Genomic DNA, 14,627 nt, shown 5'->3' with positions numbered 1-14,627 from the left:
AGTCCGAAAAACCCTTCGGGACGGACCGCACGAGGGCAAGACCATGAATATCGGCGACGCCGCCCGCCGTTCCGGCCTGCCGGCCAAGACCATTCGCTATTATGAAGAGATCGGGCTGATTTCGCCTGAACGCTCCGGCAACAGCTATCGCGACTATTCCAATGACGACGTGCATCGCCTCGCCTTCCTGAAACGGGCGCGCAATCTCGGCTTTTCCATCGACGACTGCCGCCAGCTGATGGCGCTCTACAGGGATCGCGGCCGCGCCAGCCAGGACGTGCGGGCGATCGCCTCCGCCCATGTCGCGGCGATCGAGGAAAAGGTGCGCGAGCTGCAATCCATGCGCATGACGCTGAACAAGCTCATCCACGCCTGCCATGGCGACGAGCGCCCGAACTGCCCGATCCTCGAAGAGATGGCAGGCGAAGCCGAGACGGTGGGCTGAGCAGGGTTCAAACCGTGAACAGAATCGGGCATGATGGGTTATGCCCATCATCTCGCCGGTATCGCAAAATCCCCTGATCGACGGTCGCCAGTCGGAGCGCGCCATGCTGGTGCGGCGCGGCGTGCAAAGGCTGTTGTCGGAAATGGGTGCGCATGTGCTGCCGGAATTGTCGCTGGCCACCGGGCGGCGGGCCGATCTCGTCGCGCTCACCCGCCAGGGCGACATCTGGATCATCGAGATCAAATCCTCGATCGAAGACTTTCGCGTCGACCGCAAATGGCCGGACTACCGGCTGCATTGCGACCGCTTTTTCTTTGCCACCCATCCCGGCGTGCCGGCCGACATCTTTCCGGAGGAATGCGGCTTCATCCTCTCCGACGGCTATGGCGCCGAGATGCTGCGCGACGCGCCGGAGCACCGCATGGCAGCCGCAACCCGCAAGGCGCTGATGCTGAGAATCGCACGCGCCGGCGCGGCGCGCTTGCTCGCCGCCGAACTTGCCGGCGTGTCGGTTCCGGCGCTGGACGGCGAAAGCGAGTAGCGGCGAGACCCGCTCCCGCAAGGGCATGTGGATCGACGCGGCATTCCGGTCCCGGCGATCATCTCCAACGTTTCCTGAAGCCGCAGCTGGCCCAATCGGCCAACTCTTGACGTCCGGCCTCTTTCGTAACATATAAAGTTGCATGAAAAGAGACAGTCGACTTTCAGGCGTCCTGCACGTCCTTTTGCACATGGCCGAGGAAGCCCGTCCGATGACATCGGAAGAGCTTTCCAGGACATTGAGCACCAACCCCGTCGTGATCCGGCGCATCATGGCCGGCCTGCGCGACATGGGCATCGTGCGCTCCGAGCGTGGTCATGGCGGCGGCTGGACGATCAGCCGCGACCTCGCCACGGTGTCGCTGCGCGACGTCTATTCAGCACTTGGCGAGCCGATGGTGTTTGCGCTCGGCAACCGCATGGAGACGCCCGACTGTCTGGTGGAACAGGCGGTCAACGCCGCGCTCGACGACGCCTTCGATGCGGCGCAGGCGCTGCTGATAACGCGGCTCGGCGAAGTGACGCTGGCCGACCTTGCCGCCGATTTCCACGAACGCTGGAAACGGAACAAGACCAGAAAGGCCAATCCCCATGCAGCTTGAAGCCCCAAGGCCACTCCTCGCCCCGAAACAGCTCGACGCCGTCGTTATCGGCGGCTCCTATGCCGGCCTTTCGGCCGCCATGCAGATTGCCCGCGGGCGCCGCGCGGTCGCCGTCATCGACGCCGGCAGGCCGCGCAACCGGTTTGCCGCGGCCTCGCACGGCTTCTTCGGCCAGGATGGGGTCGCGCCAGCCGCGATGATCGCCGCCGCCCGCGAAAAACTCGCCGCCTATCCCAATGTCCGCCTGGTCGCCGACGAGACGGTCGATGCTAGCGGCCAGGACGGCGCCTTCACCGTGGAACTGGCCTCGGGCTCGACGCTCAAGGCTTCCAAGCTGGTGCTGGCGACCGGCGTGGCCGACACACTGCCCGATATGCCAGGGCTGGCCGAGCGCTGGGGCGTCAGTGTGCTGCATTGCCCCTATTGTCACGGCTACGAATTCGGCGGCGCGCCGCTCGGCGTGTTGGCAACCTCGCCGCATTGCGTGGAAAAGGCGCTGATGATTTCCGAATGGGGCCCCACCACGCTGCTGCTCAACGGCCAGCCGATGCCGCATGAAGGCATGCTGGCGAAGCTTGCCTGGCGCGGCGTCACCGTGGAGCAGGCACCCGTGCAGGCCCTTGAAGGCGAAGGGCAGGCGCTCGACGCGGTGATGCTTGCGGACGGCCGGCGCCTTGCCCTGACCGCGCTCTATCTGACACCGCGCATGGCGATGGCGAGCCCGCTGGCCGAGCGGCTGGGCTGCGCTTTCGAGGATGGTCCTTTCGGCCGCATCATCGCGACGAATGCCATGAAGGCGACGAGCATCGCCGGCGTCTTTGCCGCGGGCGATGCCGCGCGCACCACGCACAACGCCACCTGGGCCTCGGCCGACGGTGTTACCGCCGGTGCCGCGCTGCATCGCAGCCTGATCTTCGAGGGTCTCGACGCGGCGTGAGCCCGAAGGCGACACCTCCCTAGCCGGCGACGCCGAGCCGCCGGCGGATCTGCATCATTGAGCGCGAAAACACCGCCGGATCGTCGAAAGCGCGCGCCAGGGTCAACGCGCCCTGGATCGCCGCGACGGCCTCTTCTGCCAGCAGCATCGCCTCCGCATGCTCGGCGCGGCGCAGCGCGCCGGCGAGATCCGCCACCCAGCGGGCAAAATAAGACTTTATTTCGGTAGCGAAACGATCACGCGCATCATCCAGCGCGAAGGCGCCGACCAGACAGATGCGGCGGCCGGAGTGGAAATAGGCATCCGTCGCGGAAAGCATGCGATCGATGCCTTCCTGCGGCCGTTCGGCTTCGCGCAGCGGCGTAAAGACATTGTTTTCGAACCAGCGGTCGATATGGGCGAGAACGGCTGTCGCCATCTCATCCTTGCCGCCCGGAAAGAAGTTGTAGAGGCTGCCCTTGCCCAAGCCTGTCGCCTCGGTAATCAGCGACAGGCTGGCGCCGGCATAACCATGTGCGCGAAACACCTCGGCGATCGCCACGACAAGATCGTTGCGACCGGGCGCGATCCTGCGCATCTAGAGACCGAGGTCGGACAGACCGGGATGGTCGTCCGGCCGGCGACCGAGCGGCCAATGGAACTTGCGCTCGGCCTCGGCGATCGGCATGTCGTTGATCGAGGCGACACGCCGGCGCATCAGCCCGGCCTCGTCGAATTCCCAGTTCTCGTTGCCGTAGGAGCGGAACCAATGGCCGCTGTCGTCGCGCCATTCATAGGCGAACCGCACGGCGATGCGGTTCCCACTCCAGGTCCACACTTCCTTGATCAGGCGATAGTCCAGTTCCCTGGCCCATTTGCGGGCGAGGAAGCCGGCGATCTCGCCACGGCCCTGGATGAACTCGGAGCGGTTTCGCCAGACGCTGTCCTCGGTATAGGCGAGCGACACCTTCTCGGGATCGCGGCTGTTCCAGGCATCCTCGGCCATTCGCGCCTTCTGCGCGGCGGTCTCGGCGGTAAAGGGCGGCAGTGGCGAACGAGCCATTTTGATCTCCATCGGCATCGGGATGGAGAAATTGTACTGATCGGTACAATCGAGTCAAGACGCCCGCCTTCGGCCTTGCGCGCATCCTGTCTGGCGCTTTATCCGGCCGCGCGCCGCGACCGCGTCGCAGCCGGGATTTCGACGCCAAAGTCGAGACTGGCGGTCGCGCGGAAATGAACATCGAAGGGGCGGGGGCGCGCGATGCCGAAACCCTGCGCATAGTCGACGCCGATGGTGCGCAGCGCCACTGCAATCTCGCGGCTCTCGACGAACTCGGCGATGGTGCGCTTGCCGGTCACCTCGCCGATATGCTGGATCATCTCGACCATGGCGCGATCGATGCGGTCGGCCAGCATGTCCTTCACGAAACCGCCGTCGATCTTCAGATAGTCGACCGGCAGCGTCTTCAGATAGTTGAACGACGACATGCCGGCGCCGAAATCGTCCAGCGAGAAGCGGCAGCCATGCGCCCGCAGAGCCGTCATGAAATGCGTTGCGCGGTCGAGGTCGGCAATCGCGCTGGTCTCCGTAACCTCGAAACAGATCAGCGAGGGGGCAATGTCGGTGCGCTCGAACTGCTCCAGCACATAGTCGACAAAACTGTCGTCGCCGAAGGAAGCGCCCGACAGGTTGATGGCGCAGGTGGCGATCGCGCCGTCGGTGCCGGCCCGGTCCCGCAGCGCCAGCATCTCGAAGGCGGAACGCACCATCCAGCGGTCGACCAGCGGCATCAGGCCATAACGCTCGGCGGCCGGAATGAAGGCGCCGGGCGCGATCATGTTGCCGTCGGCGTCGGTTAGCCGCACCAAGAGCTCGACATGCGCGCCAGCCGGCGTGTCATCCTGCAATGGCACGATCTCCTGCGCATGAATGCAGAAGCGGTTCTGCTCCAGCGCCTCGCGCAGCCGCTGCACCCAGGCCATCTCGCCCATGCGCTGCTCCAGTTCGATATCGCCCACCTGCTGCAGCTGGATGCGGTTGCGGCCATTCTCCTTGGCCATGTAGCAAGCGACGTCGACGCTGCGCAGCGTCTCCTCAATCGTCATCGAGGCGTCGGTGAGCCCGACAACGCCAATGCTGACGCTGATGTTGAAGGCGCGGCCGTTCCACACGAAATGCAGCTCCTCCACCGCCTTGCGCAAGGTTTCCGCCGTGGTCGCGGCAAGCTCCGCCGGGCAGTTCTCCATCAGGATGCCGAACTCGTCGCCGCCCAGCCGGGCCAGCACGTCGCCCGGCCGCAATTGCTGGCGCAGCGCCGTCGAAACCTTGCGCAGTAATTCGTCGCCAGCAGCGTGGCCGCAGGTGTCGTTGACGATCTTGAACTGATCGAGGTCGAGATACATCAGCGCATGCGTCGCCGGACGCTTGGCGAGCCCCGCCAGCGAAGCGCCAAGCCGGGACTCGAACTCGCGCCGGTTGGCGAGCGAGGTCAGCGTGTCGTGCGTGGCGTGCCAGGACAGCTGCGCCAGGAATTCCTGCTCGGTCGTGCGGTCGTGGAAAACCAGCACCGCGCCGGCAACCCGCTGGTCGACATAAAGCGGCGCGGCGACCAGGGAGACGGCGATGCGCGACTGGTCCTGGCGCACAAGGCGCTGCGTCAGGCCATTGCCGTCGAAGGCTTCGCCGGCCAGAAGCCGCGCCAGATAGGCGCTATCCTCCTCGCCTGTCTCCTCGCTGGCCAGCCGGAACAGATCGTCGAGCGGCTTGCCCTTGGCATCCGCGCTTTGCAGCCCGAGCAGCCGCTCCGCTGCGCCGTTCATATAGTCGAGCCGGCCATCGGCGTCCGTCGCCACCACGGCCTGTCCGATCGAGGCCAGCGTCACCTGCGCGCGCTTGCGTTCGGCGTTCAACGCTTCCTGGACGGCGCGGCGCTGCCCGATCAGGTTGGAGGTGCGCCGGATGGCGAGCAGGATGAGGCCGAAGGCGACGACGACGTTGAGGGCGAGCAGCAGGGCGGTGATGTCGCGCGAGCCGCGCCCGAGCGACTGCGAGAAAGCCTGAGCCAACGGCGCGATCTGGTCGTTGATGCGGCCGATCGAACGGCGCCAGACGTCAAGCTTCGCCGGTGAGGCGCTGCCGGTGGTGAAGCCAACATTCATGGCCTCGCCCAGCGCCGCCAGTTCGAGGATCTTGGGATCGGCATCCGTCCAGCGCTGCACCGCATTGGCCAGATAAGGCACGCTGCGGAAATTGCGGAACAGCCAGATCAGGCCGTCGACATCGTCGGGATTGTTGCCGCCAAGCTGCAGCGCCCGCGCGGCGCCGTCATAGTCGAGAACCGGCTGCTCCATCAGCCGTCGCGCTTCGCGGTCGGCGAGCGGGATGGCGATGGCGTGGCGGAAACGTTCGAAATAATGCGGTTCGGCAGTGTTGGCGTAGAGCGTCAGGTAATAGATCGCGTCTTTCTGACCCTTCGTCCAGGCACTCTCGCCGGCCACATAGGCGCGTACCGCCGAGAGCGTGTAAAGACTGACGCCGGCGATGATGGTCTGGATCAGTACAACGACAATAAAAGGCCAGAGCAGCCCGAGAAGCTGAAATTTCGATCGTATGTTGCCTGGCTTCCTCACATGCCCTGCGAAACGAACTCGCTCCCTTTTAGCCAGTTCTTCTCCGCGTCCGCCCACGCGAATATTCGCAAGTGCTACAATAGTAAGCTTTAAGATTCCCTTCATGAGAGGGGGCTGTTTCCAACCATGCCCACGGCCGGTGGACGATCGTTGGAAAGCACCGCAATCCTAGCGGAACCGCAGGTTCCTCCGGCTCAGCTCGGCAACGGTGCCGCATCCCATCAGTTTCATGGCGCGCTCGATCTCGACACGCATCAGGTCCAGCGCCCGCTCGACGCCGGGTTGGCCGGCCGCCGCCAGCGGAAACAGATAATAGCGGCCAAGCCCCACCGCCTTCGCGCCGAGCGACAACGCCTTCAGCACATGGGTGCCGCGCTGCACGCCGCCGTCCATCATCACGTCTATCCTGTCGCCGACGGCGTCGACGATCTCGGCAAGCTGGTCGAAGGCGCTGCGCGAACCGTCGAGCTGGCGGCCGCCATGGTTGGAAAGCACGATGCCGGTGCAGCCTATGTCGACCGCCCGTCGCGCATCCTCGACCGACATGATGCCCTTCAGGCAGAATTGCCCGCCCCAGTGCCGTACCATTTCGGCGACGTCGTCCCACGACATGGACGGGTCCAGCATCTCGGTGAAATAGCGGCTGATCGACATGACGCCGCCGCCCATGTCGACATGGCTGTCGAGCTGCGGCAGACGGAAACGTTCATGGGTGAGATAGTTGATCGCCCAGGCGGGCTTGACCGCGAACTGGGCAATGCCGGCGAGGTTGAGCTTGAAAGGGATGGCGAAGCCGGTGCGCTTGTCGCGCTCGCGATTGCCGCCGGTGATGCTGTCCACCGTCAGCATCATCACCTCGACGCCGGCCTGCTTGGCGCGGGCCATCATCTCGCGATTGAGCCCACGGTCCTTGTGAAAGTAGAACTGATAGACCTGCGGTCCGCTGCTGATCTTGCGTGCTTCCTCGAGACTGACGGTGCCGAGCGAAGACACGCCAAACATCGTGCCGAACCGGCCCGCCGCCGCAGCCACGGCGCGCTCGCCCTGGTGGTGGAACAGGCGTTGCAGCGCCGTCGGCGAACAATAGACCGGCAGCGCCAGTTTCTGCCCCATCACGGTCACCGACAGGTCGACGTCGCCGACGCCGCGCAGCACGTTCGGCACCAGATCGCAATGCTCGAACGCCGCCGTATTGCGCTGGTAGGTAACCTCGTCGTCGGCCGCGCCGTCGATATAGTTGAAGATCGGGCCCGGCAGACGCTGCCTGGCCATGGCGCGGAAGTCGTGGAAGTTATGGCATTGGGCGAGACGCATGGGGCAACCTTGGCTTCGGCTTTCCCAGCTCGATAGCATATCGACGCGCGACGCGCCCATCCGCCCCCGGCAATCCTTGCAATGGCCGCCGCACGAATCGTCCCTGTTGGGCTCAAGCCGCCTGCGGACGCCAGGCGATCATGCCTTCCGTGCGCGCCCGAACCCGCGGCGAGGCCAGGCACGAAGCGACAGCTTCGAAGCCGGCAGCGCCCGAAAAGGCAGCCACCCGCATCGGCGGACTGTGATTGGCCGGACAAAACAGGATCGCCTCGCCGGGACCGACGGCGGCAAGGTCGAGGATCGCATCGGAGCGGGTCATCAGGAACAGCGGGCGCGCCTGCGGGCCACGGCGGCGCAGGCGCGCGATCAGAGCCTCCTGGGTGGCCTGATCCAGACCCTGCTCGACCATGTCGACAACCAGCGCGGCCGGGCGCTCGGCCTCCAGCGCAACCATCAGCGTAAGCAGCGCCGGCGAACGCGACGCGCCATCCGCGCACAGCCGGGCGATGGCTTCCTCCACCCGCGCGTCCAACGCGGCATCCTTCTCCAGCAGCGCTTTCGCGGCGGCTGCTCCATCGTCGCTCGATCGCTCCAGGCCGAGGAAAGCAGCGTCGGGAAGCGCTTTGGCCAGCGCCTCTGCAAAGCGCGTCTTGCCGCTGCCCAGCGGGCCGACGATGAAAGTCAGCGGTCGCGCGTCGCGAAGTTCGAACCGCTCGCCGTCCCAGGGCCAGGGCAAGTCGAAGGCGGCCACGATCTCGCCGGCGGGTCGCAACAACCTCGTCAGTTCACCGGCGCTGGGGACCTTGCCGCCGGCCAGCTCGCCGCGCAGGCCGCGCACCGTCTCGACGGTCCGGCCGAGCCGGTTGAGCTCGTCCTCAAGCACGGCCTGATGGGTTGCCAGCACCGGCTCCAGAGCGGAGGGGTCGCCATTCAGGATGCGCGCCACCTCGACCAGGCTGAGGCCCAGCCCGCGCAAGGCAACGATTTCGCCGGCGCGCGTCATTTCGACCGGTCCGTAGGCGCGCCAGCCGGCGCCGGTGCGCAAGGGCCTGATCAGACCGCGCCTTTCATAAAGGCGCAGCGCCTTGGCGGATACGCCGAGCCGCCGCGCGGCTTCGGCGGGATTGAGGACTTCTCCGGAAATGCTCACGAATCGATCTCCTGATTGCCGACCGCCCTCTTATCGGGGCGGTCCCAGGGGACGGGTCAAGGTGTTTTTAGCGCATTCCGGACCGCCCGCCGTCAGCCGAACACCGGCGGCTCCAGCGCGTCGAGTTCGGCGATCTCGGCCGGTGTCAGCGCGAGATCGGCGGCGGCGGCATTTTCCTCGAGATAACGCAGGCGCTTGGTGCCTGGGATCGGAATGACATGATCGCCCTTGGCGAGCAGCCAGGCCAGCGCCACTTGCGAGGGCTTGGCGCCGTGCCGCGCGCCTATGCGCTCGACCGCCGCGACGAGCGCTCGCTGCCTGGCGAGACCTTCGTCGCTGAATTGCGGCAGCCTGCGGCGCCAGTCGTCCCTGGGCAGGTCCTCGTGCCTGGCGATGCCGCCGGTCAGCACGCCGCGACCCAAGGGGGAAAACGGCAGGAAGGCGATGCTATGCTCGACCGTGTAGGGCAGCACTTCGGCAAGCGCCGAGCGATCGAACAGTGACAGTTCCGATTGCACGGCGGCAACCGGGTGGATCTTTTCCGCCCGGCGGATCTCGTCAAGGCTCGACGCCGAGAGGCCGAGCGCGCCGATCTTGCCGGCGTCGACGGCCTTGGCCAGCGCGCCCCAGCTCTCCTCGACCGGCACTTGCGGGTCGATGCGATGCAGGAAATAGAGGTCGATATGGTCGACGCCAAGCCGCATCAGGCTGTCGTCGACGGCCTTCGCCAGATAGTCGGGGCGACCGTTGTTGCTGAAGCCGTTTTCGTCGAACAGCAAGCCGCCCTTGGTGGACAACACCACTTCGTCACGCCGCCCTTTCAACGCCGTGCCGACGAGCTCCTCATTCGTCCACGGCCCATAGACGTCGGCGGTGTCGATCAGGGTAACGCCAAGATCGATGGCGCGGCGGATCACTTCAGCCGACGCATCGTCGTCGCGCCCATGCGGGTCGTAGCCGAAGGTCATGCCCATGGCGCCGAGGCCAATGCGGCCAACCCGCTTGCCGTTCTTTCCCAATGTGGTGGTCTGCATTTCCGCTCTCCAGTGTCTCGACGATGCCCAAACGGGCGGGTCGAACTGGACTTATGCGGCGATGATCGATAATTCCAATCGATCTCGTGTATTTGCGGAATAGGCTCTATGGATATACGCGGCATCGATCTCAACCTGCTCACAGCGCTGGACGCGCTGCTGGCCGAACCCAGCGTCTCAGGCGCCGCGCGCCGGCAGGGGCTGAGCCAGCCGGCGATGAGCGCGACGCTGGCCCGGCTGCGTGAATTGCTCAACGACCCGATCCTTGTCCGGCGCGGCAACCGCATGGTGGCGACACCGCGCGCCGAGCAGTTGCGGCCGCGCGTACGGGCACTGCTCGACCAGATCGTCCAGACGCTCGAGACCGAGGCGCGGTTCGAGGCCGCGACCTCGACCCGCCGCTTCCGGATATTGGCCAATGAATATGCGGCGGCGGTGCTGATGGTCCCGCTGATGCAGCGCATTCGCGACGTCTCCGCCGGCATGGTGCTGCAGGTGCTGCCGTTCGAGGCCGATTTCGAGGAGCGGCTGGCGAGCCACGACTGCGACCTCGTCATCTCCGAGGCAAGCACGCTTTCGACGGCGCGCCGGCGCGAGGTGCTCTACCAGGATCGCTATGTCTCGCTTTGCCGCGACGGCCACCCACGGCTCGGCGCCTCGGTGACGCTGGATGCCTTTCTCGACGAGGACCATGTCATCGTCTCGCGGGTCGGCCGCATGAACGCCGTCGCCGACAAGGCGCTGGCAGGCATCGGCCGTGCCCGCCGCATCGCCATGTCGGTGCCGCACTTCCTGGTCGCGGCCAATGTTGCAGGCTCGACCGACCTCGTCGCCACGCTGCCGGCCAAGCTGGCGCGCTGCTGCATCGGCGCCTACGGGCTCAGGCGGTTCGAAACGCCGGTGCCGCTGGACGGGTTTGAAATCGGCATGGCCTGGCATGCGCGCAGCGATGCCGACGGCGCCACCAACTGGCTGAAGGGCGAATTGCGCGATCTGTCTGTCCAATTGCAGGCGGGCTGCGCCGCATCTTCCGAGCCCGCCCTCAGCGGGCGGCCATGAAACCGGCCGCGACGATCAGCAGCCCGCCGGCCGAACCTTCGACCACGCGGCGGCTGCGGTCGCTGATGCCGCCACGCCGGCCAAGCCCGGCGATGGTGAGACTGAGCACCGTATAGACCAGGCCGCACAACGCCACGAAGATTGCTGAAAGCAGGACCGCCTGCAGGGCGGCATTGGCGTCATGCGTCATGAATTGCGGCAGGATGGCGAAATAGATCATCATGCCCTTGGGGTTGAGGAAGGCCGTGAGGAAGCCGCGCCGCAGGCTAGCCCCACCAGCGACGGCGGCCAGCGCGACGCCGCCCGGCCGCATCGCCGATTGCAGCAGCTTCACCGCCAGATAGACGAGATAGCCGACGCCAAGCCAGCGCAGCGCCTCGAACAAAAGCGGCGAGGCGGCGATGACCGCAGCCAGGCCGAGTGCGACAAAGGCCGAATGCACGACATAGCCGAGGCACACGCCGGCGGTGCCGCGCAGACCAGCGCCCGCGCCGCCCGACAGCGCCTGCGAGGCGACGAACAGCATGTCGGGACCCGGCGTCAAGATCAGCGGCAATACCGTGGCGGCGAAAAGGATCAGGGTCATCGTTTGCATGACAGACAGGCTAGACAACGATGCCGGCAATCGGATTGCGAAGATGCCATGCTGCTTTTCAGAATTGGCATGATATGCTGATTTCAACGAAATCCTGGCATGGAATGCCGATGAAACTCGACGAGATCGATCGCCGTATCCTGCGTGCCCTGCAGGAAGACGGCCGCTTGCAGAATGTCGAACTGGCCAGAAAGGTCGGCCTGTCGCCGTCGCCTTGCCTGCGCCGGGTCAAGCTTCTGGAGGAAGCCGGCATCATCGACCGCTATGTCGCCGTGCTCGACCCCGTCCGTATCGGCGTCGGCATGTCGTTGTTCGCCAGGGTGTGGCTGACGGCGCAGGACGCGGAAACCATCGACCATTTCATGGCGGCGATGAAGAGGCTGCCGCAGGTGATGGAATGCTACATCATGCTGGGCGAGAGCGACGCGCTGCTGCGGGTGGCGGTGGCCGACCTCACCGAATACCGGCAGTTCCAGGCCACTCACCTGACGCGCGCCAACGGCATCCAGAACGTCAAGACCGACGTGCCGAGCCAGATCGTCAAGCAGACCTACGCACTGCCGATCGGCTGAACGAGGGCCTGGCGCACGCGCCAAGCCCGCAGGTTCGCAAGACGGCTATTTCCCCGCCGCCAGTTCCTTCAATCTGTAAAGCGCTTCCAGCGCCTCGCGCGGCGTCATCTCGTCGGGGCTCAGCTCTAACAGAGCGGTGCCCAGCACATCGGGCTTGGCGGTCTTCGGCGGCTCGCGTTTCACGGCAACGGAAAACAGCGGCAGGTCGTCGACAAGGCGGTCGGCCTTGCCCGACACCTCGCCTTCCTCGAGCTGATGCAGAACTTCCCTGGCCCGCGCCACCACGGCTTCCGGCAGACCGGCGAGGCGCGCGACCTGCACGCCATAGGACCGGTCGGCCGCACCCTTGCCCACCTCATGCAGGAAGACGACGTCGCCCTCCCATTCCTTGACGCGCATGGTGACGTTGTGAAGCCGGTTGAGCTTGCCGGCCAAGGCCGTCATTTCATGGAAGTGGGTGGCGAAGATCGCCCGGCAGCGGTTCTTCTCGTGCAGATATTCCACCGCCGCCCAGGCGATGGAGAGACCGTCGAACGTGGCGGTGCCACGACCGATCTCGTCGAGGATGACGAGCGCGCGTTCGCCAGCCTGGTTGAGGATGGCGGCGGTCTCCACCATCTCGACCATGAAGGTCGAACGGCCGCGCGCCAGATCGTCGGAAGCGCCGACGCGGGAGAACAGCCGGTCGACGACGCCGATATGGGCGCTTGCCGCTGGCACGAAGGAACCGGTCTGGGCCAGGATGGCGATCAGCGCGTTCTGGCGCAGGAAGGTCGACTTACCGCCCATATTGGGGCCGGTGAGCAGCCAGATTGCGCCGTTCTTCGCATCGCCCTCCGGCGACAGGTCGCTGTTATTGGCGACAAACGGCCCCTCGCCGGAACGGCGCAGCGCCTGTTCCACCACCGGGTGGCGGCCGCCGGCGATGGCAAAGGCCAGGCTGGCATCGACGACCGGCCGGCACCAGTTTTCGCTCACCGACAGCGCGGCCAGGGCGGCCGATATGTCGAGCACGGCCAGTGCATCCGCGCCGGCGCGGATCGCCTCGGCCTCGCCGACGGCTTCGGCCAGCAGCCTGTCGAAGGCAGCAAGCTCGATGGCCAGCGCGCGGTCGGCGGCATTGGCGATCTTCGTTTCCAGCCCGGCCAGTTCGGTTGTGGTGAAGCGCATGGCGTTGGCCATGGTCTGGCGGTGGATGAAGCGCGCCTTGGCCTCGTCCGTGCCGGTCATGATGGCCTGGTGGTTGACCGTCACCTCAATGTAATAACCCAGCACATTGTTATGCCGGATCTTCAGCGAGCGGATGCCGGTTTCCTCGATCAGGTCGCGCTCCATGCCGGCGATGACCTTGCGCGTCTCGTCGCGCAGCGCCCGCATCTCGTCCAGCTCGGCATCGTAGCCAGCGCGCAGGAAGCCGCCATCGCGTTTCAACAGCGGCAGCTCGTCGGCCAGCGCACCGGCGAGGTGTTCGGCCAGCGGCTTCGGCAGCGCGCCGATGGCGGCGAGCGCTGCGGCCACCTCCGCCGGCTGCGCGGCCCGGCCAAAGATCCGTGCGATCTCGCCGGCGGCAAGGAAGCCCGCGCGCAGCGCGCCAAGGTCGCGCGGGCCGCCGCGGTTCAGCGCCAGCCGCGACAAGGCGCGCGGCATGTCGGCAACGCCCTTCAACGAAAGCCGCAGCGCCTCGGCCAGACGAACCTCGTCGCGGAAGAAGGAGACCGAATCGAGCCTAGCGGTAATCGCCGCGGGATCGGTCAGCGGCGCCATCAGCCGGTCGGCCAACAGGCGCGCGCCGCCGCCGGTGACGGTGCGGTCGATGGCCTTGAACAGCGAGCCGTCGCGGCTGCCGGACAGCGTGCGCAACAGTTCCAGATTGGCGCGCGTCGCCGGGTCGATAAACAGGGTGGCGCCGTTCTCCTCGCGCTCGGGTCGCGACAGCGGCGGGCGTTCCGCCTTCTGCGTCTTCTCGACATAGGCGATGGCGCCGGAGATGGCGGAGAGTTCGGCGCGGCTGAAGGTGCCGAAGGCATCCGGCGTCGCCACGTTGAAGAAACGGGCGATGCGGGCGGTGGCCGAGGCGGAATCGAACAGGCTGGCCGGCTGCGGATTGGCGACGCGGCCAAGCACATCGAACACCGGCTTCAGCTCGGGATCGTAGAAGACCGGCTCGGCGACGATCAGTTCGCGCGGATCGACGCGGAAGATGTCGGCCAACAGCCGCTCGGCATTGGTCTCGGCGACACGGAAGACGCCGGTGGAAATCTCGATCCAGGCCAGCGCGAAATTCTGGTCAGTGCCGCCCTTCACCCGCCCCAGCGCCATCAGAAAGCTCGATTCCGACGGCGCCAGCAATTTGTCCTCGGTGATGGTGCCGGGCGTGACGAGACGGACGACGTCGCGCTTGACCACCGATTTCGAACCGCGCTTCTTGGCCTCGGCCGGATCCTCTATCTGTTCGCAGACGGCAACGCGGAAACCGAGCGCGATCAGTTTCTGCAGATAATCGTCGGCCGCATGCACCGGCACGCCGCACATCGGGATCTCGGCGCCCTGGTGCTTGCCGCGCTTGGTCAGCACAATGCCCAAAGCCCGCGAAGCCTTCTCGGCATCGTCGAAGAACAGCTCGTAGAAATCGCCCATGCGATAGAACAGCAGCGAATCCGGGTTCGCCGCCTTGATCTCGAGATACTGCTCCATCATCGGGGTGGCGGCAGTGGGCATGGATGCCGAGGCGCCAGCCAGCGGCGCGCTACCTTCCATCGCGATAGGG

The 14,627-nt window shown here is 66.0% G+C and carries 14 protein-coding genes; 6 read left to right on the top strand and 8 right to left on the bottom strand.

Annotated features, from left to right (window positions below; genetic code table 11):
* Positions 1-43 precede the first annotated feature (43 nt).
* The 4 genes from cueR (at position 44) to QFZ88_RS13950 (ending at position 2,524) form a co-directional block, all read left to right on the top strand.
* On the top strand, positions 44-445 hold the full coding sequence (gene cueR, locus QFZ88_RS13965; RefSeq protein WP_024923330.1) for a Cu(I)-responsive transcriptional regulator: 402 nt from the start codon (positions 44-46) through the stop codon (positions 443-445).
* Between the two features lie 40 nt (positions 446-485).
* The gene (locus tag QFZ88_RS13960; protein ID WP_024923329.1) at positions 486-986 is read left to right on the top strand and encodes an MmcB family DNA repair protein; all 501 of its coding nucleotides are present in this window, start codon (positions 486-488) and stop codon (positions 984-986) included.
* 142 nt (positions 987-1,128) lie between these two features.
* The gene (locus QFZ88_RS13955; protein WP_024923328.1) at positions 1,129-1,587 is read left to right on the top strand and encodes an Rrf2 family transcriptional regulator; all 459 of its coding nucleotides are present in this window, start codon (positions 1,129-1,131) and stop codon (positions 1,585-1,587) included.
* On the top strand, positions 1,577-2,524 hold the full coding sequence (locus tag QFZ88_RS13950; protein WP_024923327.1) for an NAD(P)/FAD-dependent oxidoreductase: 948 nt from the start codon (positions 1,577-1,579) through the stop codon (positions 2,522-2,524). Before QFZ88_RS13955 ends, QFZ88_RS13950 begins: the two co-directional genes overlap by 11 nt.
* A 19-nt stretch (positions 2,525-2,543) precedes the next feature.
* Here QFZ88_RS13950 and QFZ88_RS13945 read toward each other — a convergent pair whose 3' ends face one another.
* The 6 genes from QFZ88_RS13945 to QFZ88_RS13920 form a co-directional block, all read right to left on the bottom strand.
* Positions 2,544-3,101, bottom strand: a complete 558-nt coding sequence (locus tag QFZ88_RS13945) for a TetR/AcrR family transcriptional regulator (protein WP_024923326.1) — start codon at positions 3,099-3,101, stop codon at positions 2,544-2,546.
* Positions 3,102-3,566, bottom strand: a complete 465-nt coding sequence (locus tag QFZ88_RS13940; protein ID WP_024923325.1) for a DUF1348 family protein — start codon at positions 3,564-3,566, stop codon at positions 3,102-3,104. It abuts the gene before it with no gap.
* A gap of 98 nt (positions 3,567-3,664) precedes the next feature.
* Complete coding sequence (locus tag QFZ88_RS13935) at positions 3,665-6,136, bottom strand: EAL domain-containing protein (protein ID WP_024923324.1); 2,472 nt, start codon at positions 6,134-6,136, stop codon at positions 3,665-3,667.
* 168 nt (positions 6,137-6,304) lie between these two features.
* Positions 6,305-7,450, bottom strand: a complete 1,146-nt coding sequence (locus QFZ88_RS13930; protein ID WP_024923323.1) for an alpha-hydroxy acid oxidase — start codon at positions 7,448-7,450, stop codon at positions 6,305-6,307.
* A 112-nt stretch (positions 7,451-7,562) separates the two neighbouring features.
* Positions 7,563-8,600, bottom strand: a complete 1,038-nt coding sequence (locus QFZ88_RS13925; protein WP_024923322.1) for a MerR family transcriptional regulator — start codon at positions 8,598-8,600, stop codon at positions 7,563-7,565.
* Between the two features lie 92 nt (positions 8,601-8,692).
* Positions 8,693-9,634 carry an aldo/keto reductase gene (locus tag QFZ88_RS13920; protein WP_036254975.1) on the bottom strand — a complete coding sequence of 314 codons (942 nt, stop codon included), beginning with the start codon at positions 9,632-9,634 and terminating at the stop codon, positions 8,693-8,695.
* A gap of 108 nt (positions 9,635-9,742) precedes the next feature.
* Here QFZ88_RS13920 and QFZ88_RS13915 point away from each other — a divergent pair, with 108 nt between their 5' ends.
* Positions 9,743-10,693, top strand: a complete 951-nt coding sequence (locus tag QFZ88_RS13915; RefSeq protein ID WP_024923321.1) for a LysR family transcriptional regulator — start codon at positions 9,743-9,745, stop codon at positions 10,691-10,693.
* Here the strand turns inward: QFZ88_RS13915 and QFZ88_RS13910 are convergent.
* Complete coding sequence (locus QFZ88_RS13910) at positions 10,677-11,279, bottom strand: LysE family translocator (RefSeq protein ID WP_244431181.1); 603 nt, start codon at positions 11,277-11,279, stop codon at positions 10,677-10,679. The genes QFZ88_RS13915 and QFZ88_RS13910 overlap by 17 nt on opposite strands.
* 113 nt (positions 11,280-11,392) lie before the next feature.
* Here QFZ88_RS13910 and QFZ88_RS13905 point away from each other — a divergent pair, with 113 nt between their 5' ends.
* The gene (locus tag QFZ88_RS13905; RefSeq protein ID WP_204367404.1) at positions 11,393-11,860 is read left to right on the top strand and encodes an Lrp/AsnC family transcriptional regulator; all 468 of its coding nucleotides are present in this window, start codon (positions 11,393-11,395) and stop codon (positions 11,858-11,860) included.
* Positions 11,861-11,905: 45 nt separating this feature from the next.
* On the opposite strand, the gene mutS is transcribed toward QFZ88_RS13905, so the two are convergent.
* Positions 11,906-14,617: a DNA mismatch repair protein MutS gene (mutS, locus tag QFZ88_RS13900; protein WP_051504809.1), complete on the bottom strand. Its 2,712-nt coding sequence runs from the start codon at positions 14,615-14,617 to the stop codon at positions 11,906-11,908.
* Positions 14,618-14,627: the final 10 nt, after the last annotated feature.

It is taken from the genome of Mesorhizobium sp. YL-MeA3-2017 (genome assembly GCF_030814575.1).
GTDB lineage: Bacteria > Pseudomonadota > Alphaproteobacteria > Rhizobiales > Rhizobiaceae > Mesorhizobium > Mesorhizobium terrae.
This window is presented reverse-complemented; position numbering and strand designations above follow the sequence as displayed.

What these genes read in the sequence shown, in the direction of transcription:
- cueR (WP_024923330.1), top strand. Translation starts at nt 44, where the DNA reads ATGAATATCGGCGACGCCGCCCGCCGTTCCGGCCTGCCGGCCAAGACC.
- QFZ88_RS13960 (WP_024923329.1), top strand. Translation starts at nt 486, where the DNA reads ATGCCCATCATCTCGCCGGTATCGCAAAATCCCCTGATCGACGGTCGC.
- QFZ88_RS13955 (WP_024923328.1), top strand. Translation starts at nt 1,129, where the DNA reads ATGAAAAGAGACAGTCGACTTTCAGGCGTCCTGCACGTCCTTTTGCAC.
- QFZ88_RS13950 (WP_024923327.1), top strand. Translation starts at nt 1,577, where the DNA reads ATGCAGCTTGAAGCCCCAAGGCCACTCCTCGCCCCGAAACAGCTCGAC.
- QFZ88_RS13945 (WP_024923326.1), bottom strand. Translation starts at nt 3,101, where the DNA reads ATGCGCAGGATCGCGCCCGGTCGCAACGATCTTGTCGTGGCGATCGCC.
- QFZ88_RS13940 (WP_024923325.1), bottom strand. Translation starts at nt 3,566, where the DNA reads ATGGCTCGTTCGCCACTGCCGCCCTTTACCGCCGAGACCGCCGCGCAG.
- QFZ88_RS13930 (WP_024923323.1), bottom strand. Translation starts at nt 7,450, where the DNA reads ATGCGTCTCGCCCAATGCCATAACTTCCACGACTTCCGCGCCATGGCC.
- QFZ88_RS13920 (WP_036254975.1), bottom strand. Translation starts at nt 9,634, where the DNA reads ATGCAGACCACCACATTGGGAAAGAACGGCAAGCGGGTTGGCCGCATT.
- QFZ88_RS13915 (WP_024923321.1), top strand. Translation starts at nt 9,743, where the DNA reads ATGGATATACGCGGCATCGATCTCAACCTGCTCACAGCGCTGGACGCG.
- QFZ88_RS13910 (WP_244431181.1), bottom strand. Translation starts at nt 11,279, where the DNA reads ATGACCCTGATCCTTTTCGCCGCCACGGTATTGCCGCTGATCTTGACG.
- QFZ88_RS13905 (WP_204367404.1), top strand. Translation starts at nt 11,393, where the DNA reads ATGCCGATGAAACTCGACGAGATCGATCGCCGTATCCTGCGTGCCCTG.
- mutS (WP_051504809.1), bottom strand. Translation starts at nt 14,617, where the DNA reads ATGGAAGGTAGCGCGCCGCTGGCTGGCGCCTCGGCATCCATGCCCACT.